The following is a 20,641-nucleotide window of genomic DNA, read 5'->3' on the forward strand; positions in this document are numbered from 1 at the left end:
TCCTGCGTTTAATGCATAAATGGGAATGGATTGAGCATACTCCAAATGTGAAATAATCAGGAAAAAATAGGTGGAATATATGACTACCACTCTGGAAATGAGGTCTGCTCATGATTCGCTATCCCTATCGCAAACATAACAAAAAGTCGGGCGGACAAAAATAATAAAAATTCTTCGCGTTATTTAAAGATCGAAGCTCATTTGGAAACCAACTTGCAGCAATTTAAGGAATTGACGTCCAACAGCCCGGACTTCCTGATTCGCCGCTTTAGTCTGGGGTTGAAGGCAGACGTCCCTGCGGCCATTGTATTTTTGAGTAGTATGGTCAAGACGGATATGGTGAATGAACTCGTCATGAAATCATTGTTTAGCCGTCCATCTGCCGAGGTGGCTGCCGAGGCAAAAAGTGCAGAAGAGCTTTTCAGTCGGATACAGAGTCATGCGCTCGAACTGGGTGAAGTGAAGGAATGTGATGATTGGAACTCCATGATGGAGCAAATATTGACGGGATATACGATTATTTTACTGGAAGGCTGTGAAAAAGCCATCGCATGCGGTACACGTGGAGGAGAGGCGCGGGCGGTCGCTGAGCCCACCACACATACTGTCGTCAGCGGACCGAAAGAAGGATTTGTAGAATCACTGTTTACAAACATCTCTCTTATACGCCGACGGATTAAAAGCTCCGATCTTGCGATAGAGATGTTCAAAGTGGGAAATACGTCCTTCACGAATGTGGCCATGCTGTATATGAAGACTATTGCAGATCAAAGTGTCATAGATGAGGTTCGCAGACGGGTAAAATCCATCAATATTGATGCGATATTTGAATCCGGCATGATAGAAGAGATGATACAAGATCATTATCTAACTCCTTTACCGACCATTTATAACTCGGAAAGACCCGATACGATTAGCAGCAACATTATGGAGGGGCGAGTAGCGCTCATTGTGGATGGAACCCCGTTTGTGCTAGTTATGCCTACGGTATTTGCTCAATTTTTTCAGAGCTCTGCAGATTATTCGGAACGTTTCAGCATGGTAATCGTCGTGCGGCTCATCCGGTATATCAGCTTTATTATTCTGATCCTGGGACCATCTCTCTACATTGCCTTAACGACGTATCATTATGAAATGATACCGACTCCACTGCTCATCAGCATAATGGCGCAGCGGGAGTTTGTTCCTTTTCCGGCATTTGTGGAGGCGTTTATTTTGGAGGTCACCTTTGAGATCTTGCGTGAAGCTGGTATTCGAATGCCGCGTGTGGGCGGGCAGACCGTATCCGTTATCGGTGCGCTTGTATTGGGACAAGCGGCTGTGGAGGCTGGACTCGTCACCCCGCTGCTCACAATTGTAGTAGCGCTGACGGGGATTGCCAGCTACGCCATTCCGGCATATAACATGGCGACTGCCGGAAGACTGTTCCGGTTTGCCTTTATGTTGCTGGCTGCGTTTATGGGCTTGTTCGGTATAACATTGGGGCTGATTGCGCTGATTGCTCACATGAACAGCCTGCGCTCCTTCGGTGTGCCCTATATGGCTCCCTTCAGTCCCTTTATACTGGAGAACCAAAAGGATGCTGTATTGCGGCTCCCATTCTGGATGATGCAGGAACGTCCTAAAAGTATTATATCTACGAATCAGAAACGAATGAAGGATGGAAGTGCGAGTTCCCCTTCCAATGAAACTACACCGCAGGAGGGGGGCGCTCAGGGTGCATCAGGGGAAGGGGAATGAACGAAGCATAGCAACCTTCAAGTGGAGAATGCGGGTTCTGAGTTTGGTAGGACTGTTATGGATTCCATTTATATCCGGTTGCTGGGATTCAGTGGAGCTAAATCAGAGAGCGATAGTAGCGGCTATAGCCATTGATATGGATGGAGAATCCGGTTATGAAGTTTCTCTACAGGTTATCGTGGCGAGTGAAATCTTAGGAAATAAAGGAAGGGGAGATAGCCCTGTCGTGTTATACCAGCAGAAGGGAAAAAGCATATATCAAGCAATCCGCAGGGCGTCGCAGAAGATCCCGCGGGATATTTCCCTCTCCCATGTGAGGCTTGTTGTTCTTGGAGAGAAGCTGGCCCGCCATGGAATCGGGCGTACCCTTGATTTTATGGAGAGGTATGTAGAAACCCGATCAACGATGAAAATGATGGTGGCCCGCGGTAAAACTGGAAAGGATGTATTGGCATCCATGACCGCGATGGGCCGCATTCCGGCTAGAGATATCTCAGGAAAATTAGAAAGATCCCAACGTATGTACGCAGGTCATTACTCAGTGAATCTGGATGATGTTATTCGCGGCATGTCCAATAAGGGCGGAGGGCCTGTCATTACCGGTGTAGAAGTAGATGGTGATTTGGAACAAGCCCGCAAGTCTAAATTGGAGACCATTATTCCAGAAGCTATGGTTCACATTAAGGGGATGGGAGTGTTTCGAAAGGATCGTCTCATCTATTGGTTGGACGATGCTAAAGCCGTTGGTTTGTCCATGGTGAATAACAAGATAACAGGATCCGAAATGGTGCTGGATTACGGCAAGGAAAGTGGAGTTATCGGTATCACCACTGTATTTTCGCGGACGCGAATACACAGTCTGATGGAACGAGGTAAGCCTGTATTTATAGTTGATCTAGAACAGACGGGTTCCATAGACGAGGTCGAGAGTGCAATTGACATGAAAAATCCACAGGTGATGAAATATTTGCAATATCAATGGTCGAGGGAAACCAGGAAGATTATGGAATCGGTTATCAGGGACGTTCAGCGAATACACAGCGATGTTCTCGGATTTGGGCATGAACTGGAAATGAGTCACCCTACACAATGGGAGAAGCTTTCTTCTCAGTGGAGCCGACATTTTGCAGAGAGTGCTGTTCGTGTTCATGTAACTTCGGTAATAAAGCAATCGCAGACGCTGATAGAACGCCATTCGAGGAGCGATACGGATTAGTGAATTAAGGAAGGTGAGGACACTGTGAAGAAGGAGCAAGTGATAGATGCAATGGAGATGATCTCCTTAATGTTACTGTTTGAATTAGGAACCACGGTGATTTCTATTCCTGGGAGGGATGCGGGTAAGGATGCATGGCTAGCTATCTTATTGTCTACGGGCTTCGGTGCTCTTCTTTTCTTTTGCTACGGCACTCTTCATCGGCGTTTCCCTGACATGCTGCTGACCCAGTACATCAAGGTGATTACGGGTAGAAAAGTAGGAAGTGTACTTGCTTTCCTGTATATTTTGTTCTTTCTGTACGGCGGGACGCGTGATTTGAGAGATGCCGGTATTCTGATTTCTGATACGACTCTTTTTCGTACACCGTTGGCTGTAATAAGCGCCCTGATCATAGGGGTAGTGATGTACGTAATGTATTTGGGAATTGAGGCCGCTGGACGGACAGCGATTTGGCTGTTGTCCTTTCTACTATTGCTGGGCTTGACTACAACTATCTTGCTCTCGTTATCCGACTCTATAAACTGGAAGAATATGATGCCCATAGCTCAGCATGGCTGGGGGGGAATATGGAAGGCGGTTTATACCGAAGGCATTATGCTCCCGTTCGGCGAGATGGTTACGTTTACGATGATTCTTCCTTCGTTAAAAAAAGATTATCGTGCCAATGTTGTGGGTATTACTTCTGTGCTGCTGGGAGGCATAGCCTTTTCCTTGATTGCGTTGATAAATGTGCTGGTTCTAGGAGAAGATTTGTTCCAGCGAGCAACATACCCGCTGCTCACGATGATCGGCAAGGTGGAAATAACGGATTTTATCGACAGGCTGGATGTGATGGGCGTTATGACCGTTATCATTGTCGACTTTTTTAAAATTTTTATTTTCTTTTATGCGGCGGTTAAAGCAGGAAGCGATGTACTGCGTATTCCTCCCGACAGATTGTTGTTGCCATTTGGACTGATTATGCTTACCTCCTCCTTGCTAATGGCCCAAAGCTATCAAGAGCATATTGCCATAGGTCAGTTTGTGCTTGAGTGGATGTTTCCGACATTTTCAGTGATATTTCCTCTTTTGCTGCTTATCGTGTCAGGATTCCGAAAAAAAGGTAGCAGTAAAGGAAAAGGGAATGCTTCATAAGACACTATTTTAATGTTGAACGACACGTCAGTATCATTTATTTGCCCCGTTATTTGTTGTTACCTCTTTGGCCTTGTTGCTCTTTTGTATGGAAGCAGAGGTGGAGGCCGGAACACTCAGAAATCGTGACCATCGAGAGAAAAGAAAGCGAAATGTGTATCCAATTTGCTTTTTACCTACGGTAACCAAGAGCAGCAGTAGCATTCCTGCCAAGACGATATATTCGGATGGTCGTGTGGTGCGAAAAGCCAATAACATAGGCTCCCATGGATTATGAATACCGAATAGCCAATTCACTAGCAGATTGGTTCCGAGAATGAGTACCATAAAGAGTGTGAATATCCAGAGTATTTTCATCAAATATCCCCCTCGTGTGTATGAGTTGAACGTATATCTTGTATACATTGTGTTGCAAAGTGGCTCAATTTATCCGATTCCATTGACTTGAAATGAATTAGGATTTATACTTATTCTAAATTAATTTTTGTTGTGATTATAAGTTGAGAATAAATATAATCTGCGTTCGTTAAGGGAGATGCGGTATGAGAACTTTGAATTTAACTTCGCAGCGCCAAGCAGTGTACGATGTGGTCCGTGAGGCCCACGATCATCCCACTGCGGCTGACGTTATGAACCGGTTGATGGAGCGCGGATATAATCTTGCCTATGGAACGGTCTATAATTCACTGCGTTATTTGACGGATAAGGAATTAATCCGTGAATTAAAGCTGGGGGAGGCCGCCAGCCGTTATGATGGACGGATGGACGACCACCAGCATATTATCTGTCAGGTGTGTGGACAGGTAGATGAAGTGATGAGCGAGGTTCCACATGATTGGATTGAGACGGTTGCGCATGAAACGGGGTACACTATTGCCCATGCCCATGTCGTATTCGGAGGAGTGTGTAAGGCATGCCAAAGCAAGCGAATCAGGTAACGAATCAGCTCAAAGCGGCAGATATGCCGAGACGGGTGAAGGGCATCTGGACCTCCATGCTGTCAGCTCCTTCTGTCCCTGCGTTCCAGGCGGTTCCTTCCAATGAGCCGTTGTACTGTCCAACGACGCGTCGCATCGTTCTGATCAGCTCGGTTCCAGGTGTAGTTCACGGCTTGGTGCGTACGCTGTCAGACGCGTGCTTTGATGTGATGGTGTTCCACCGCTGGGAGCCTGAAGTACAACGTCATCTGGGAAGCGATCTGCTGATTTACGATTTGACCGCTACCGATACACGGAGTGAATTACTGGATATCCGCAATCGTCTTGAGGCAGAACAGATGAAAGACATACCCGTCATATATGTGATTCAGGATCGGATGGCTGTACGTGCGCATGAGCTGCTTCCTTCGGAAGAAGTTCTAGTATGGCCGCTGGCTTCCAATCATATGGTGCATGATATTGAACGGATGATTGTACGACATCCGGCAGCTTCCCGTCAGGCAGCGCAAGGAAGCCGTCGCACGGTGTTCAAGGACATCTGGATTGACCGTGATAAAATGTTAGTATATAAAGAAGAGAATCAATTGAATCTGACCAAAACGGAATATGATTTGCTGTTGAAGCTGCTTGATGCTCAAGGCAAAGTCATCTCTCGTGAGCAGATGATGCATGATATCTGGGAGACGGATTTTGTAGGCGGCAGCAATGTCGTAGATGTGCATGTCAAAAGCTTGCGCAAGAAGCTGGGCGACCGGCCTGCGGAGCCTGAATATATAGCAACGGTAAGAGGTGTAGGCTACAGATTAGCGGATTGAACGGAAGCTGATCAGGCTATGAATTGCCGCCGGATGGAGACATTCGGCGGATGTATATAAGTCCCTTTGAAGAAACTGACATTAGGTGTGACGGTTGACTTTATCAGGATATATACACTACAATCGGTAGTGCGAGGTGCTTCTTATGAAACGACTGAATTTTAAAACTGGCGAAACCGGACTCAACCGTTTTTTCGGACCTCTGGAAGCCAAAATTATGGATATTTTATGGTCCACTTCGGATCGGAGCATCAAAGAAGTGCAGACCGCGTTGGAGGGGGATCGGGACTTTAATTTCAATACGGTAATGACCGTGATGAACCGTCTGGTGGAAAAGGGAATACTGAGCAAGAGTATACGCGGGAGAACGTCTTTGTATCGACCGGTTTTGAGCAGGGAAGAATTCAGGGATGAACAGTCCAAGGAGTTAAGCCACGAACTGGTGGATGAATTCGGTCCACTCGCTGTAAATCATATGATTGATGCTCTGGAGGTGGCCGATCCGATGCTGATCGAACGTCTGGAACAAAAAATTAAACAATGGAAAAAGGATATATAGACGATGTGGAAAACACGTTCTAAATTACTGTTTACAGCAGGCGCCTTTATTTCGGGTTTCGCCCTTATACAGATGGGTATGTACGCCGGGCAGCATATTTTCGGCTGGAAATTGGATTTTAACGTGTTTCAGATTTGTAGAAGTCTGTTGCAGAACTACGGAATTGGCTACATGGTGGATGCGCTCAGTGGACTCGTCTTTCTCACGTTCGGGATTGCCGGGGTAGAAGCGATACGACAGTGTATGGCCACAAGGGCGGCTTTCCGCAGACTGCGCCGGATGCGTGATTCCATGCTTACGGAGGCTCTGGTTGCACGATATCGTGATCTTGGAGCTGACCGGATTTGGGTCATTAGTTACGCGAAGCCTGCCGCATTCACCATGGGCTTATGGAAGCCGCGCATTGTGCTGTCCTCCGCATTGCTGTCTGTACTGGACAGGAATGAGGAGGAGGCAGTTGTATATCATGAGGCGTATCATATGAAGCATTATGATCCGTTGAAGACCTGGCTGCTGCAAATGTGTGCTACATTGCTGTTTTACTTGCCTGTGCTGCGTCATATTACAAAGCTTTACAAGACAGCTCGCGAAATTTTGGCTGACAATGAAGCAATTAACCGCACAGGTTCACCGATGGGAATTGGAAGTGCATTGCTCAAACTTCTTAGTATGACCCCCGCCAATGCCCATCTGGTGAATTCCGCCGCTTGTTCCTCTTTTGCAGAAACGTCCATTAATTATCGGATCTCACGTATTCTGGACCCTCAGCAAGAGCTGGTAATCCAACTGCCCTGGCGTTCGATTATGTTTTCCGGTTATGTACTTGTGATGCTGACGCTTATGTTTGGACTGGCTATAGTCTAGTTCTGGCAAGATATGTCCTGGCGGGTGGCGCGCTCTGCGCTACCGTTTCTTCATATGTAATACACTACAGCGTGTAGTTTATTGCATAATCATACTACAACCTTAGAGGGAGATGAGTTTATGAATCAAACACTTACGAATGTTGGATTGTTGCTGGTACGCATTTTTACAGGGGTCATTTTCATTGTTCACGGGTCACAAAAATTTCAGGGATTAGACGGAACCTCGGGTTTCTTCCAAAGTATCGGGCTTCCCGGCTGGTTGGCCCCTGTGGTCGCTACAGTTGAGCTGGTTGGAGGTATTGCACTGGTTCTGGGTATCGGAACAAGAATCGCCGGAGCAGCATTGACGATCGTCATGATTGGTGTTCTGTTAACTGCTAAAAAAGGACAACCTTTTGGTTCTATTGAATTTGATCTTTTGGTTCTGTTCGCCAGTCTTCAGCAAGCGTTGGGCGGCGCACGTTTTCTTTCGCTAGATCAGTTGTTTAGCCGTAAAAAGCCTGAAAGTAGTAGCGTACAGGTCTAAATAATCATACAACCGCACCCTTAGTCGCATAGGGTGCGGTTTTTATTTTGCTTGTTTGTGAAAATTTCCTGTAAATCATTTGCTTACTTTAACCGATATAGTTTCCATTGAGTGTAATTCAAATATATCGCTTTTTGAGCAAAGGGGAAAAACACATGGAAACAACGCGAAAGAGAAAGACTATATGGACACTCAGGAACAAGCTAAGTTTAGGTTTTTTGCTTGTTTTGCTAATTCCGAGCTTAAGTATTTCCATTGCGGCCTATAAATCATCATATAATGCTATGGAAAAACAGCTCCACAGCAGTGCAAATCAGGGGGTAGCCACGGCTAACTCGATTATTGAATATGCAATCGTCAGTAAAATTAAAGATGTGAGTTATTTGGCGGAGCGTCTGGACGGCTCGATGATTGATGATCGAAACAGCCCTTTGATTCAGCCCAAGCTGATCCAATACAAAGGCTTGCACGAAGATGCGAATGATATTTTTGTTGGAACACCGCAGGGGCTGATGATCCGGGGGGTGCCCAAGGAGGACGAAGGGACATTTGATCCTCGCAAACGACCATGGTACATCGAAGCGATGAAGCAACCCGGTAAGGTAGCGATCACCCCTGTTATTATCAATTCATCGGGTATTCCTGTTGTGGTGGTATCTCAGACGCTTTCCGACCAGTCCGGGGTTATCGGGATCTCTCTAAATCTGGAAAGTGTACGTAAACTGGCCTCTATCAAAGTGGGTCAGCATGGGTATATTACCATTTTAGATCATACGAAGAAATTTGTAGTCCACCCTACGGCTAAACCGGGTTCATCTTCTCAGGAAAGTTTTATCAATACAATGTATACTGCACCGAGCGGGAACTTTAACTATATGTATCAAGATCGTGAAAAATATTTGACCTATGTAACGAATGAGCATACCGGCTGGAAAATTGCAGGTACCTTCTATCAATCCGAGATTAGCGATGCCACCGCTGCCATGCGTTATGTAACCATTTTCGTGCTGGCAGCCTCGTTGGTGATTGCACTTATTGCTATTTTCCTGATCACCCGTTCGGTTCTGGTACCGATCCGCAGATTGCAAAAATCGGCAGAGCGGATCAGTGAAGGGGATTTGACCGGAGATCTGGAAACCGGAAAAACAGATGAGGTTGGCGAGTTATCTTCCCATTTTCAAACGATGGTGGACAGTTTACGCACGATGATTCGAAGCGTACACGAAACAACAGATCGGGTAAGTTCCTCGGCGGAGGAGCTGGCTGCGGGTGCAGATCAGACGACCAAAGCTATCGAGCATGTCACCATTGCTATTCAGGATGTAGCCGTAGGCAGCGAACGCCAGGTCCAGAGTGTAGAATATGGCTCCGGGCGTATGGAAGAATTTGCCCGGCAGGCTGAGAACGTATCCGAGCGTATGATGGGCGTATCTGAGAATGTGAAGCGAAATGCTAAGTCAGCTCAAGAGGGTAGCAAGGCAGCTACGCAAGCTGTACAGAAGATGCATGACATTGACGAGACGGTTAATGATCTCGGACAAGCGATGGATTCTCTTAGCGAGCGCTCCGGTGAAATAGTGAATATTATCAGTGTTATATCCGGTATTGCCAAACAGACGAATCTGCTGGCACTGAACGCGTCCATTGAGGCGGCACGCGCCGGGGATCATGGGAAAGGGTTTGCTGTGGTTGCGACAGAGGTACGTAAGCTGGCCGAGGAATCGGCCAAATCGGCTACCTTGATTTCGCGGCGGATTGATGCGATGCAGGTGGATATGAACCATGCTTTGACGGCTATGCATCAAGCACGGACACGGGTTACGGAAGGAATTGATTCGGTATGCACGTCGGAGCAATCCTTTGCAGAAATTAGCCGTGCCGTGGAACGAGCAATGGAGCATATCAATGATATTACCGGAGTGACACAGGAGATGGCTCGGGGAGCAGCGGGTGTCGTAGGCATTATGAGCGACATTTCCCATATTTCGAACGAGGCAGCGGGCAACACCGAGTCGATCTCAGCCGCCGCTGAGCAGCAGCTCGCTTCTATTGAGGAAATTGCTTCTTCCTCAGCGGACCTGAGCCAAATGGCAGAGGAACTGCGCGAGCTGGTCGGACGTTTCCAAGTGGAAGGAAAAGATCAATAAAACCAAAAAAGCGCCCGGATACATGAGTCTATCTCATGTCCAGGCGCTTTTTTTGCATGCTTTTTGCCACAACTTCTTATTGAAGGTATAAAAATTATCTTTGGAATGACTTGCGACGATCCAGCCGAAAACGCATGCGGCGCGGGCTGTCGGAAGTGCGTAGAGAACTTCTCTGATACATATTGTTGAGCAGCAGCGCGAAAATAACCAGTAATGTCCCGTACAGCTCAAAGTGGCTGATGGTATAGCCTTGGAAATACATAAGCACCAGCGTGGTAATCGGTACAAAGTTAATAAATAAAATTCCGTTTAGTGGTGACAGCATTCGGATTCCGGCATTCCAGCTCAGCAAGGCTGCCAGTCCGGGAAGCAGGATCATAAAGCTCATTTCGTATTTGACCGACCATACATGCTGCCAGTCCGGTACCGCAACCCAGTTGAAGGCGGAGGCGGTTGCAACGACTACGAAGGAAACCAGAGTTCCGAGCAGGCAGGTTAAGGTAGAGTAGCGAAGGGTAGACCATCCTGCAAAATGGCTGCCTCCCATGGAATACACGACCCATCCAATCACCCCTGCGAAAATGAGCAGCAGCGGCAGCAAATGCTGTCCGGCGAGTGTGAAGAAGGTCCATTTTCCGTTCGTAATCACGAGTACAGCTCCAGCCAGTGCAATCATCATACTGATCAGTGTGTATTTTGGCGGCATTTTACGGGTCATGACCCATATCATCGCAATCGAAATCATCGGCATCAGCACTTCCATAATAGAAGCTACAAGGGTACCTGCTGCACCCATCGCGTGCTGTCCCTGGAAAACGGCCATGTTGTAGATGGTAAATCCCATCGTACCGAAGAACAGCAACGTCTTGCCCTTGCCCTCAAAGCGAAATGCAGCCCGTCCCTCCTTGAGCCACAGCAGGACAATTAATATGAGCGTAACCGAGAAATAACGTAAAAATGAAAAGTACAGCGGATTAACTTGTTGCAATGCAATGTGCGAAACCGGAAACATGGCTCCCCAGGACATACTGGCGATCAGGCATAATAAAGATCCGGTCATGATTTGTCTGTTCATGGTGAAAAAAAGCTCCTCCTTGCCGGCCTCAGCGGACATATCTTATAGACAAATCATAATGGATAGGGATCTGTTGGTAAAATGATTGAAAATAAACGTTATCATCATTTAAAATGATAATAAGTGACAAGGCACGTCAATTTTGATAGCCTTGCCCTTCACGATAAGGGGGAGCGGTAGTGGATCTGAACGACTTAAACATTTTCCAGACAGTGGCTGCTCATGGCAGTGTCAGCAAGGCGGCAGCCGAGCTTAGCTATGTCCAGTCCAATGTAACGGCCAGAATCAAGCTACTGGAAAAGGAGCTGCAAACGCCTTTATTTTATAGACATAAGCGGGGCATGATCCTCAACGCAGAGGGCAAGCGTCTGCTGCAATATACGAAAAGCATTTTGTCGCAATTCGAGGAAATGAAACATGCATTTCAGAGTACCTCAGCGCCTTCGGGGGTGCTGGAGATAGGGATCGTGGAGACGGTGATCGCTCTCCCGGCGATTTTACATGCTTACTATAGCAAGTACCCAGATGTCGAGTTGTCCCTCAAGGCAGGGGTTACGGAGCACCTGGTACAGGAGGTTGCGGAGATGAGGCTGGATGGAGCCTTTGTGACCGGACCGGTGAAGCACCCCCTCATTGAACAGTTGGATGTGTTTCAGGAAAAGCTGGTCCTTGTTTCCCAAGGAGATGACTTTTCCGTTGAGGATGTAACGACCCGTCCGCTCCTTTTATATAAAAAGGGCTGCGGCTACCGTGGGCGGCTGGAAACTTGGCTCAAGATGGAGGGCATTATTCCCAAGCAGATTATGGAGTTTGGAACATTCGAGACGATTATCGGCAGTGTGGCGGCTGGCATTGGAATGACGGTTTTTCCTGAATCCTCGATCAGCGGGCTGGCTGCCCAGGGTCTGGTGCATTGTCATGCAATGCCTGAGCCGTACAACGAAGTGACAACGGTATTTATCCGTCGTAAGGAAGCCTATGTGACCAGTACCTTGCAGTCTTTTATGGATGAAATTATCGCTCAGACAGAGGCATAGCTTTATCGTTGGCGCTCGGGTACAATGAAAAAAAGATTTGATCTCATTTTTCTTCCTGAAGGAGGGCTACTATGTTCACAATATATCCGGCTGCTTCCCGATTCAGCTTCGATAAGGGATGGCTGCGGGGCAGTCACAGCTTTTCATTCGCGGAATATCAGGATGAGAACAATACAGCGTTTGGTCCCATGCGTGTCTTTAATGACGACGTGATCGCACCGGGAAGAGGCTTTGGGGCGCACCCGCACAGTGATATGGAGATTGTCTCCATCGTGCTGTACGGCGAGCTGCGTCATGAGGACAACCGTGGGCATGTGGCGGTAACGAATTTTGGAGGTATCCAGCGGATGTCCGCGGGCCACGGGATCATCCATACGGAGCACAACGCTTCGAAAACGAACGATGTCAGTTTACTTCAATTGTGGTTTGGCCCGCTTACGAGAGGGCTGGAACCGTCGTATGAAGCTACTGCGTTCAACCCGGATCGTTTGCATGGTCAGCTTCTGCCTGTTGTTGCCGGGAAGCGTGTTCCGGGTACGGATGGTGAAATAGCTGCGATTAATCAGGATTTGACGATTTATTTAAGCAAGCTTCAGCCCGGAGAGCGTGTGGAATTCACACAGTCCGAAGGGCGACGCGTGTTCCTGTTTGTTATCGAAGGCTCGCTGCGTGTGAACGGTGAACATATGCTGAACGGGCGCGATTCGGCCCGCATTGAGCAGGAGCCGAAGCTGTCGCTGGAGGCACAGGAGCCTGTCTTTTATATGCTGATTGATTTACCCTAAAAGGAGGTGGGCGCAATGGCGCAGCAGGAAACATGGCTGATCAAGCATGCCGTCACGGGTCGCAGCTTTGCTGACAGCCGCAAGCAGACTTTGAATTGCCGTTTGGAATCGGCGGACGGCGTGTTTCGCTTCATGCTTCTAGAGCTGCCGCGTGAGGCGGCGGAAGTGATTGTGCGTTATAGCGGAGAGCTGAATGTATTCCGTTTTGTAACGCCGGAGAACGGAGCCGTTGTGAAGCATTGGTATTACGTCACCCCGGAAAGTGTACAATACGATGATCAAACAGGTGAGCTTACGTTCGAAGCCAGTTCTGAGATTGAGTACCGCCCAGATGAATATTGGGGAGATTAATCACTATTAATTCCCCTTTTTATAACGATAGTTTTCGGAGACTCTGCATAAGTGCAGGGTCTTTTTGTCATCTGTTCAACATGCTGAGCCCGTTGGATACATAATCCTGTGCGGGCTGGTACATCCTACATGTTATATTACCTATCCGGCTCATTCGTAAAGGGGGAAATAACGATGAAGAAAGGACGCTTTCCCAAGTTGCCGAGATTGCCGTGGAGCCGAAGAGCGGTTCCGGCCCCGGACCGCAAGGCGCGAGATTCCCGTGTTCTCAAGGGCCTGCCTGAACCGCCGTGGCTGGAACAGCCGTTGCGTAGCAGTCTGGAAGACAATTTGACCGCATTGCGCGATATTTTCAAGGATTGCTCGGATGTTGTTTATCGCGAGCTGATGATTTCCCCTGACCGCAAGGGGCTGTTGGCTTATTTGGAAGGCACGGTGAAATCAGAAGACTTGCAGGATCATATCCTGCGGCCCGTCATTTTGGGCATGATGCTCAAGGACCCTGAAGTGAACGGCCAATTGGAGCCGCTGGATGAAACTCGTATTTCCATGTCCCAGACCAAAACGATGGATCAATGGAATAAGGTAGCGGAAGCCATATTGGATGCCAATGCAGCTCTGTTCGTGGAGGGTACGCCCCGTGCTTATATTTTCAGCGCCAAGGGAGGCGTGCGTCGTGGAGTAGAGGAGCCGCAGACCGAGTCGGTTATTCGTGGTCCACGTGAAGGTTTCACGGAAACGATTCGCGTTAATACGGCGCTGCTACGTTTCAAGCTAAAGACGCCGATGCTCAAAATGTACAGCATGACGCTCGGTACAGAGACTAAGACAAGCGTAGTGCTTACCTATATTGAAGGCATTATAGATCCGAAGCTGGTGGAGGATGTTAAAAAAAGGCTCAGCGATATCGAAATTGATGGTTTACTGGAGACTGGATATATCGAGGAACTGATTGAAGATCATCCGTTTTCGCCGTTTCCGCAAATGGAATATACGGAACGGCCGGATACCGTCACTGCGCAATTGCTGGAGGGACATTTTGCCATTTTTGTGGATGGGACACCTTTTGCCCTGATTGGGCCAGTGACGATGTGGCAGATGCTTCAGGCCAGCGAAGACTATTACGAGCGCTTTTTTATCAGTAATATGGTGCGCTGGATTCGTTATCTTTTTCTCCTCCTGGCTCTTTTCCTGCCTGCATTATATGTAGCGGTCACGACCTATCACCATGACATGCTGCCGACGACACTCATTTTGAGCATTGCCGCAGCACGTGAATCCATTCCTTTCCCCGCCTTGGTGGAAGCATTGATGATGGAGGTTTCCTTTGAGGCGTTGCGAGAAGCGGGGATTCGTCTCCCCAAAACGGTCGGTCAGGCTGTCAGTATCCTCGGCGCGCTCGTCATCGGGCAGGCATCCGTACAGGCGGGGATTGTATCGGCGCCGATGGTCATTATCGTGTCGCTCACAGGTATTGCTTCGTTTACCATTCCGCGTTTTAACTTTGCGATTACGGTTCGTCTGCTGAGGTTTCCGATCATGCTGATGGCGGGGGCGTTCGGATTGTTTGGAATCGCAATCGCGACAACGCTGATTGCTACGCATTTAACCAACCTAACGTCGTTTGGCGTGCCTTATATGAGCGGATATAGCCCGTACAAACATATGGATCAAAAGGATATCGTCGTTCGTGCGCCTTGGTGGAAAATGACCAAACGCCCTTCGTTGATTGGGAAAGGCAACAACAAGCGGGCGAAAGAAAAGATGAATGGATCGCCGACAACCGAGGAGGGATGGTGATGAAGCCCCGAGGGTCTGATGCAGGGAAAATACGTAAAGCGGCTGTGATCAGCTGTCTGTTGCTCTGTTCTGTTCTTTTGGGGGGATGCTGGGATCGTCGTGAGGTGAACGATGTGGCCTTTGTGATGGGAACCGGGCTGGATAAGGAAGGCGATCAATACCGGGTAACGATGCAGATTGCGCTCCCTGGACAGCTCGGCTCCTCGGGAAGCACAGGAGGCGGAGGAGGGACAAGCGGAACCAAATCCTACTATCTGGAGTCCAGAACAGGCCCCAGCTTTCGGGGCGCAAGTACCGAGGAACAGCGGGGCGTATCACGAACGCTGAATTATTCTCATCGCCGGGTGCTGTTGTTTAGCGAAGAACTGGCACGGGAAGGGGTCAGCAATATGATGGATGTATTGGCGCGTCTTCCGCAGAACCGTCTGTCTTCTCTGGTGGTCATCACGAAGGGATCGGCGCTGGATGTGCTTCAGGCGGATGCACCGATTGAGCAATATCCGGCAGAAATGGTGCGCGAGCTGAACTACTCCTATATGAAAAAGCCCCGTTCTATCAAGCTGCTGATGAATTCTATTCTGCTGGAGGGCATTGACCCTGCTGTGCCAGTGATGTCCCTGGTGAAGAACGGCCCCTCTAACTTGAAGGACAAAAAGACGAATATTCAGGTTGATGGGCTGGCTGTATTTCGTAAGGACAGAGTAACCGGCATTATAGATAACCATCTAAGTCGGTTTTTGCTGCTGGGTATGGACCAGGCCAAGGATACGGAAGTATTTATAACCCCTCCCAAGGGAAGTGGTTATCTGTCCGTGCATCTCATCGAAAACAGCGTTCATATCAAACCCTATGTTCATGGGGATGATATCCGGATGAACATTCAACTGAACTGTAACGGAAATGTAAAGGAGAATGAGACGACTTTCGATATTTCCAACGAAGCAAACTTGAAGTGGCTGGAGCAGCAGGTAGAACGTAAGATCAAGGAGGATTTGGGAGAGGTTGTCCGGGTTATTCAACAAAAATATCATTCTGATGTGCTTGGTTTGGGCCGGGTGATCATTACGAGCCTTCCGAATGAATGGGAACGGATTAAACCTCGCTGGGATCAGTTGTACCCCAAGGTGGAAGTCACCATAAATCCGGTGGTGCATATAGAAAATATCGGTGCAGTTACCAAGCCATTCGGAATCAAGAAGGAGCAACTCCAGAATGAATAAAGTGTTTCTGCTGCCCTTGGTGCTGGCGATCATCTTCATGTATCTGATTGACCGTAAAAGCCTGAACGCCGCACCTGCTGTCAACCGCTGGATCTCACGTGTATTGTACGCTCTTAGCATCGGCATCTGGATCTACGGAACATCGACAAACAGTAAAGTCTATGTGGCTACATGGCTGACCCGGTTTATTGATATGTGGCTGCCCCCTTTGTTGTAACGAGTGCAAGATGCCTGTGGGCAAAAGGAGATGTACCTGCATGAAACAGTTCACAACCAGACAAATCGTGCTGCTTGGTGTATTGCTGGAGGTCAGTATTACCATTGTACATGCTCCGGCGCAGGCAGCAGATTATGCGCATCAGCATGCCTATTGGACCTGTGCGGTTGCAGCCATCGTGTTATGCCTGCCGATCTGGGCGATGCTGAAGCTCAGTCAGCGTTTTCCCGATCAGGATCTGCTTCAGGCCGTGGTGAGCTCTCATCCCGTGCTGGGGCGTATGCTGCTCTTGGTGTATCTCATCCTGTTCCTGATCATTTTTGCGCGGGATTTGAGAATTATTACGGATTTTGTGGAGATTGCGCTTTTACCGCTGACCCCGATTGTCGTGATTTCCCTGATTCTGCTGCTAACTTTAGTGTTTATGGCTAAAGGGGGAATTAGCACTATTGTAAATATGGGGGAAATTTTCGCGCCAGTGTTGATCCTGACCCTGTTGACCTTGCTACTATTTTTCGGGCGTAATATGGATTTTTCGGTGCTGAGACCATTTTTACATCCGGATGTAGGTGGAGTTGCCAAAGGAAGCTGGCGCATGTTGGGTTATATGGCGGACATCATGATGTTGCCCTTTGTGATTTCCGGGAGAAATTATAATCCCCGCAGTGCATGGCTTGGACATCTGATAGGGACCATTTTTATGATCATGATTGTGATGCTGACAGAGCTGGTAACCGGGATTCCCATTTTGTCACGGCTGTTTTATCCTTCCTATGAACTGGTGCGTCAGTTGCAGCTAACGGATTTTCTGGATCGGTTCGATTTGTTTATAGTCGCTCTTACTGTGCCAACCCTGCTTACAAAGGTAGGGTTCGAGCTATACGTTATCAGTTTGACTGTAAAGCGTATGTTTACTCCTGCCTGGGGGAGTTTGATTGTATGGCCAATCGGTTTGTTGGGTTATGTCTGTTCCTTTATGCTGTTCTCCAACGTTGTCCAAATCTATGACTTTAGCCGGGAATGGACCATGGTCATGATTATTTTCTTTGTGCTTATGCCTTTTGTGCTATGGCTGGTGATTAGGCCCAAACGTAAAGAGAAAAATGACGGTGCTGAGCCATCTGGTGGTGAGCAGGATAAGAGGAAACAGGAGAGCCAGCAGGGAAGTGGAGAAAGACAAGTCGAATTATAAGCTTACTATATCCATCGGAAAAGCAATTCTTATTTGTCTTTTAGCTCCTTGATTGTATACTTGGTAGAAAGGAGTATGACTTCTACAAGGGGGGAAACAGGATGGCCCAACGCATGGCAGGCAAGAGAGTCGCCCTTGCTGGTCCCCGTAAAGCAGACGAAATGGCGCTGCTGGTTACAAAAATGGGGGGCGAGCCGGTGCTACGTCCGGCCCAGGGTACGGTTTTTCTGGACGATATCGAGCTGCGTAATGCTATTGTATCGTGGGTGAAGCAGCCGCCAGACTGGAACATTTTCACGACAGGCATGGGGCTGGACGCGCTGTTTGATATGGCGGAGGATATGGAAGTAGCAGAACAGATTTTGGAGCTATTACATTCCTCGAACATTGCAGCGCGGGGCTACAAAACGGTCAATGGACTCAAAAAGCGTGGCTTTACGCCCGCTGTACGGGACGAGGACGGAAGCTTGATCGGGTTGACGCAGGCCTTTGCTCCGTACGATCTGAAGGGGAAGGAAGTGCTGTTGCAGCTACATGGTGATCCAGCCCCCCGGCTGGTGAAGTGGCTGGACGAGCAAGGCGCAGTTACTCGGCAGGTGCTTCCCTATAAGCATATTCCGCCGGAGGAGGCAAATTTGCAAGCATTGCTACAGGATATCCTGAACCGCAATGTGGATGCAGTTACGTTCACCAGCGGTCCACAAATCCGCTTTTTGGCTCAATATGCGAGGGAACAGAAGCAGATGGAAGACGTGCTGGAAGCTTTTCGCCAGGATGTGATCGCTGTGTCGGTAGGCAAGGTGACGGCGCAGTCCATTTTGGAGGAAGGGATTGAGCGGATCGTGTTTCCGGTGGAGGAACGAATGGGCGCGATGATGGTGGAGCTGGGAAGATATTTTGAGCATAGCGCTTCGGCTCACGGCTGCGGTCTGGAAGTAGTGAACTGAAAACTACCCCATATCCTTGCGATAAAGGGTAAAATGAAGATAAGGGCCTACAGGGTCTTTATCTTTTTTTGTTGGACATGCATCGACAGAAGTTTTTGTTATAGCGAAAATATTTATTTAATATAATGAAAAAGCCTCGATGCGGGATACCAGAACAGGAGCTGAGACGTTATGAATTCCATTTGTGTCTTTGCCGGGTCCAGACCCGGACATTCATCGGTATATCTTCAGGAGGCAGGCAAGCTTGGAGAGGCTATGGCCCGACATCATGTTCGTCTGATCTATGGAGGCTCCAGCAAGGGGCTGATGGGCGAGGTCGCGGATGCGATGCTGGCAGGGGGCGGTCAGGTCACCGGGATTATGCCGACCCTGTTATTCGATGCAGAGATCATTCACCGGGGAGTTACCGAATTTATTGAGGTGGCGAGCATGCATGAACGCAAAGCGGTGATGAGCGAAAAGGCTGACGCATTCATTGCCCTTCCGGGCGGATTGGGAACATTTGAGGAGCTATTCGAGGTACTATGTTGGGGGCAAATCGGCATTCATCGCAAGCCTATCGGGCTGCTGAATGTGAACAGATATTTTGACCCGTTGGCGGAAATGGTGCGTCATAGTGTGCGGGAGGGATTTACCGGAGTTGACCATCCAGCGCTGCTGAGTATCTCTGCGGACCCGGACGAATTGCTGCATATGCTAAAAAACAAGGCGGAAAACTTGAAATAAAGCGTTTTTCATGCTTGCGCAACTGATTGAGGCAAGGTTATGATAAGACCCATAATCAAATAGCGGACAGACAAGGTGCCTTTGTGATAGCAAAGGGTAACAGGGAATCGGGTGCAAGTCCCGAGCGGTCCCGCCACTGTAAGGAAGAGGATTTTTTCAGACGTCACTCGTGAGAAACCGGGGAAGGCGAAAAAATCTGTTGATGCCGAGCCAGGAGACCTACCTTGATCTGTATGCACCGTTAACCTTCGCGGAGAGGACGGGTGTACGAAATCAGGAAATCAGGCGCACGTTGCTTTTTCCATGTTGGTTACAGGTTTGCGTGGATCTGAACGTGCAGAAGCGTTCAAGCGTGAACAGGCAGATGGAAAGCAACGGCACGATGGCGGGAGACAAGAAGTGTCTGTCTTCTTATGCTGTGTCCGTCTGATGATACGATGTGTACATAGGAAACCCATCCGGGGAGGATGGGTTTTTTTGAGTTACAGGATGTCCATATACAAGTCGAATAGATAGAAGTGTGGAAAACATAGCCTGAATTTAAGAAGGAGGATAACGATGAGCCGATTAGGAAAATTGCTCGTGATTGGATTCGGGCCGGGGGATATGGAACATATCACCAAACGGGCGCTGGATGCGCTGGCCGAGAGTGAGGTCATTATCGGTTACAACACCTATGTAGATCTGATCCGTCCGTTGTTGAATGGGCAGGAGATTGTTCGCACAGGGATGACGGAGGAAGTGAGCCGTGCGCAGGAGGCGGTTCGACAGGCGGAGATGGGCAAGAAGGTAGCCGTCATTTCCAGTGGAGACGCAGGCGTATATGGGATGGCCGGGCTAGTGTACGAAGTGCTGATGCAAAAGGGCTGGCGTCGTGAGGACGGGGTTGAGGTAGAAGTGGTGCCGGGAATATCGGCGATTCAGTCCTGTGCTTCGCTGTTGGGTGCGCCCGTCATGCATGATGCATGCACGATCAGTCTGAGTGACCATTTGACCCCCTGGGAAACGATTGTGAAGCGTGTAGAAGCGGCAGCTTCAGCGGATTTTGTCATTGCACTGTACAATCCGCGCAGTGGTCGGCGTACACGCCAGATTGTTGAGACGCAGTCTGTTTTGCTGCGCTACCGTGATCCGCAGACTCCGGTCGGGCTGGTCAAGAGTGCTTACCGTGACCGTCAGCAAGTCGTAGTGACGACGCTGGAAGATATGCTGAACCATGATATCGGTATGCTGACGACCGTCATCATCGGCAATTCTTCGACGATGGTGTATGACGGTCTGATCGTGACGCCGCGCGGGTATCAGCGCAAGTATACGCTGGATGCGTCCGAGCAGGCGCTCCAGCCG

The 20,641-nt window shown here is 48.7% G+C and carries 22 protein-coding genes and 1 riboswitch; of the genes, 20 read left to right on the forward strand and 2 right to left on the reverse strand.

What is annotated here, in order from left to right:
* The first annotated feature begins 201 nt into the window (after positions 1 to 201).
* Genes L696_RS0112705 through L696_RS0112715 form a run of 3 tightly spaced genes read left to right on the forward strand, consistent with a single transcriptional unit; the run spans position 202 to position 4,093 of the window.
* Complete coding sequence (locus L696_RS0112705) at positions 202 to 1,740, forward strand: spore germination protein (RefSeq protein WP_245233354.1); 1,539 nt, start codon at positions 202 to 204, stop codon at positions 1,738 to 1,740.
* Positions 1,718 to 2,956: a Ger(x)C family spore germination protein gene (locus L696_RS0112710; protein WP_245233355.1), complete on the forward strand. Its 1,239-nt coding sequence runs from the start codon at positions 1,718 to 1,720 to the stop codon at positions 2,954 to 2,956. Before L696_RS0112705 ends, L696_RS0112710 begins: the two co-directional genes overlap by 23 nt.
* Before the next feature lie 24 nt (positions 2,957 to 2,980).
* A complete protein-coding gene (locus tag L696_RS0112715; RefSeq protein WP_025683967.1) occupies positions 2,981 to 4,093 on the forward strand; it encodes a GerAB/ArcD/ProY family transporter in 1,113 nt (370 codons plus the stop codon).
* A gap of 33 nt (positions 4,094 to 4,126) precedes the next feature.
* Here L696_RS0112715 and L696_RS0112720 read toward each other — a convergent pair whose 3' ends face one another.
* Positions 4,127 to 4,450: a YczF family membrane protein gene (locus L696_RS0112720; protein ID WP_025683968.1), complete on the reverse strand. Its 324-nt coding sequence runs from the start codon at positions 4,448 to 4,450 to the stop codon at positions 4,127 to 4,129.
* 185 nt (positions 4,451 to 4,635) lie between these two features.
* Between L696_RS0112720 and L696_RS0112725 the strand changes: the two genes are divergently transcribed.
* The 6 genes from L696_RS0112725 to L696_RS0112750 all read left to right on the forward strand — a co-directional run bounded on the left by L696_RS0112725 (position 4,636) and on the right by L696_RS0112750 (position 9,944).
* Positions 4,636 to 5,031, forward strand: coding sequence for a Fur family transcriptional regulator (locus L696_RS0112725; protein WP_025683969.1), 396 nt, complete (start codon positions 4,636 to 4,638; stop codon positions 5,029 to 5,031).
* Complete coding sequence (locus tag L696_RS0112730) at positions 5,007 to 5,846, forward strand: winged helix-turn-helix transcriptional regulator (RefSeq protein ID WP_025683970.1); 840 nt, start codon at positions 5,007 to 5,009, stop codon at positions 5,844 to 5,846. The genes L696_RS0112725 and L696_RS0112730 overlap by 25 nt, the downstream gene beginning before the upstream one ends.
* A gap of 145 nt (positions 5,847 to 5,991) precedes the next feature.
* A complete protein-coding gene (locus tag L696_RS0112735; RefSeq protein WP_014278583.1) occupies positions 5,992 to 6,405 on the forward strand; it encodes a BlaI/MecI/CopY family transcriptional regulator in 414 nt (137 codons plus the stop codon).
* Positions 6,406 to 6,408: 3 nt separating this feature from the next.
* A complete protein-coding gene (locus L696_RS0112740; RefSeq protein ID WP_025683971.1) occupies positions 6,409 to 7,269 on the forward strand; it encodes a M56 family metallopeptidase in 861 nt (286 codons plus the stop codon).
* 120 nt (positions 7,270 to 7,389) lie between these two features.
* Complete coding sequence (locus L696_RS0112745) at positions 7,390 to 7,797, forward strand: DoxX family protein (RefSeq protein WP_025683972.1); 408 nt, start codon at positions 7,390 to 7,392, stop codon at positions 7,795 to 7,797.
* A 155-nt stretch (positions 7,798 to 7,952) separates the two neighbouring features.
* A complete protein-coding gene (locus L696_RS0112750) occupies positions 7,953 to 9,944 on the forward strand; it encodes a methyl-accepting chemotaxis protein (RefSeq protein WP_025683973.1) in 1,992 nt (663 codons plus the stop codon).
* A gap of 94 nt (positions 9,945 to 10,038) precedes the next feature.
* Here L696_RS0112750 and L696_RS0112755 read toward each other — a convergent pair whose 3' ends face one another.
* Positions 10,039 to 11,019, reverse strand: a complete 981-nt coding sequence (locus tag L696_RS0112755) for a DMT family transporter (protein ID WP_025683974.1) — start codon at positions 11,017 to 11,019, stop codon at positions 10,039 to 10,041.
* A 179-nt stretch (positions 11,020 to 11,198) separates the two neighbouring features.
* Between L696_RS0112755 and L696_RS0112760 the strand changes: the two genes are divergently transcribed.
* From L696_RS0112760 to cobJ, 11 genes are all read left to right on the forward strand, one after another.
* The gene (locus tag L696_RS0112760) at positions 11,199 to 12,056 is read left to right on the forward strand and encodes a LysR family transcriptional regulator (RefSeq protein ID WP_025683975.1); all 858 of its coding nucleotides are present in this window, start codon (positions 11,199 to 11,201) and stop codon (positions 12,054 to 12,056) included.
* Between the two features lie 71 nt (positions 12,057 to 12,127).
* Complete coding sequence (locus L696_RS0112765) at positions 12,128 to 12,841, forward strand: pirin family protein (RefSeq protein ID WP_025683976.1); 714 nt, start codon at positions 12,128 to 12,130, stop codon at positions 12,839 to 12,841.
* Between the two features lie 15 nt (positions 12,842 to 12,856).
* Positions 12,857 to 13,192 (forward strand): hypothetical protein, encoded by a 336-nt coding sequence (locus L696_RS0112770; RefSeq protein ID WP_025683977.1) that lies wholly within the window; start codon positions 12,857 to 12,859, stop codon positions 13,190 to 13,192.
* Positions 13,193 to 13,366: 174 nt separating this feature from the next.
* Positions 13,367 to 14,992 carry a spore germination protein gene (locus L696_RS0112775; RefSeq protein ID WP_025683978.1) on the forward strand — a complete coding sequence of 542 codons (1,626 nt, stop codon included), beginning with the start codon at positions 13,367 to 13,369 and terminating at the stop codon, positions 14,990 to 14,992.
* Positions 14,992 to 16,212: a Ger(x)C family spore germination protein gene (locus L696_RS0112780; RefSeq protein WP_025683979.1), complete on the forward strand. Its 1,221-nt coding sequence runs from the start codon at positions 14,992 to 14,994 to the stop codon at positions 16,210 to 16,212. The genes L696_RS0112775 and L696_RS0112780 overlap by 1 nt, the downstream gene beginning before the upstream one ends.
* Complete coding sequence (locus L696_RS0112785; RefSeq protein ID WP_025683980.1) at positions 16,205 to 16,429, forward strand: hypothetical protein; 225 nt, start codon at positions 16,205 to 16,207, stop codon at positions 16,427 to 16,429. The genes L696_RS0112780 and L696_RS0112785 overlap by 8 nt, the downstream gene beginning before the upstream one ends.
* A 40-nt stretch (positions 16,430 to 16,469) precedes the next feature.
* Complete coding sequence (locus L696_RS0112790; RefSeq protein ID WP_025683981.1) at positions 16,470 to 17,621, forward strand: GerAB/ArcD/ProY family transporter; 1,152 nt, start codon at positions 16,470 to 16,472, stop codon at positions 17,619 to 17,621.
* A gap of 101 nt (positions 17,622 to 17,722) precedes the next feature.
* Positions 17,723 to 18,568 carry a uroporphyrinogen-III synthase gene (locus tag L696_RS0112795; protein WP_025683982.1) on the forward strand — a complete coding sequence of 282 codons (846 nt, stop codon included), beginning with the start codon at positions 17,723 to 17,725 and terminating at the stop codon, positions 18,566 to 18,568.
* A gap of 171 nt (positions 18,569 to 18,739) precedes the next feature.
* Positions 18,740 to 19,294 (forward strand): LOG family protein, encoded by a 555-nt coding sequence (locus tag L696_RS0112800; protein ID WP_025683983.1) that lies wholly within the window; start codon positions 18,740 to 18,742, stop codon positions 19,292 to 19,294.
* Between the two features lie 57 nt (positions 19,295 to 19,351).
* A riboswitch (cobalamin riboswitch) is annotated at positions 19,352 to 19,535 on the forward strand.
* Positions 19,494 to 19,724: a hypothetical protein gene (locus L696_RS30445; RefSeq protein ID WP_162472174.1), complete on the forward strand. Its 231-nt coding sequence runs from the start codon at positions 19,494 to 19,496 to the stop codon at positions 19,722 to 19,724. (Overlaps the previous riboswitch by 42 nt.)
* 128 nt (positions 19,725 to 19,852) lie before the next feature.
* On the forward strand, positions 19,853 to 20,641 hold a 789-nt coding region (gene cobJ / locus L696_RS0112805), incomplete at its 3' end, for a precorrin-3B C(17)-methyltransferase (RefSeq protein WP_025683984.1).

The organism is Paenibacillus maysiensis, assembly GCF_000520815.1.
In the GTDB taxonomy this organism is placed as follows: Bacteria; Bacillota; Bacilli; order Paenibacillales; family Paenibacillaceae; genus Paenibacillus; species Paenibacillus maysiensis.

Bases quoted from the DNA above. Each gene is read 5' to 3' on its own strand.
- L696_RS0112745 (WP_025683972.1), top strand. From the start codon at position 7,390: ATGAATCAAACACTTACGAATGTTGGATTGTTGCTGGTACGCATTTTT.
- L696_RS0112735 (WP_014278583.1), top strand. From the start codon at position 5,992: ATGAAACGACTGAATTTTAAAACTGGCGAAACCGGACTCAACCGTTTT.
- L696_RS0112790 (WP_025683981.1), top strand. From the start codon at position 16,470: ATGAAACAGTTCACAACCAGACAAATCGTGCTGCTTGGTGTATTGCTG.
- L696_RS0112800 (WP_025683983.1), top strand. From the start codon at position 18,740: ATGAATTCCATTTGTGTCTTTGCCGGGTCCAGACCCGGACATTCATCG.
- L696_RS0112795 (WP_025683982.1), top strand. From the start codon at position 17,723: ATGGCCCAACGCATGGCAGGCAAGAGAGTCGCCCTTGCTGGTCCCCGT.
- L696_RS0112775 (WP_025683978.1), top strand. From the start codon at position 13,367: ATGAAGAAAGGACGCTTTCCCAAGTTGCCGAGATTGCCGTGGAGCCGA.
- L696_RS0112785 (WP_025683980.1), top strand. From the start codon at position 16,205: ATGAATAAAGTGTTTCTGCTGCCCTTGGTGCTGGCGATCATCTTCATG.
- L696_RS0112755 (WP_025683974.1), bottom strand. From the start codon at position 11,019: ATGAACAGACAAATCATGACCGGATCTTTATTATGCCTGATCGCCAGT.
- L696_RS0112740 (WP_025683971.1), top strand. From the start codon at position 6,409: ATGTGGAAAACACGTTCTAAATTACTGTTTACAGCAGGCGCCTTTATT.
- L696_RS0112765 (WP_025683976.1), top strand. From the start codon at position 12,128: ATGTTCACAATATATCCGGCTGCTTCCCGATTCAGCTTCGATAAGGGA.
- L696_RS0112770 (WP_025683977.1), top strand. From the start codon at position 12,857: ATGGCGCAGCAGGAAACATGGCTGATCAAGCATGCCGTCACGGGTCGC.
- L696_RS0112780 (WP_025683979.1), top strand. From the start codon at position 14,992: ATGAAGCCCCGAGGGTCTGATGCAGGGAAAATACGTAAAGCGGCTGTG.
- L696_RS0112750 (WP_025683973.1), top strand. From the start codon at position 7,953: ATGGAAACAACGCGAAAGAGAAAGACTATATGGACACTCAGGAACAAG.
- L696_RS0112730 (WP_025683970.1), top strand. From the start codon at position 5,007: ATGCCAAAGCAAGCGAATCAGGTAACGAATCAGCTCAAAGCGGCAGAT.
- L696_RS0112720 (WP_025683968.1), bottom strand. From the start codon at position 4,450: ATGAAAATACTCTGGATATTCACACTCTTTATGGTACTCATTCTCGGA.
- L696_RS0112725 (WP_025683969.1), top strand. From the start codon at position 4,636: ATGAGAACTTTGAATTTAACTTCGCAGCGCCAAGCAGTGTACGATGTG.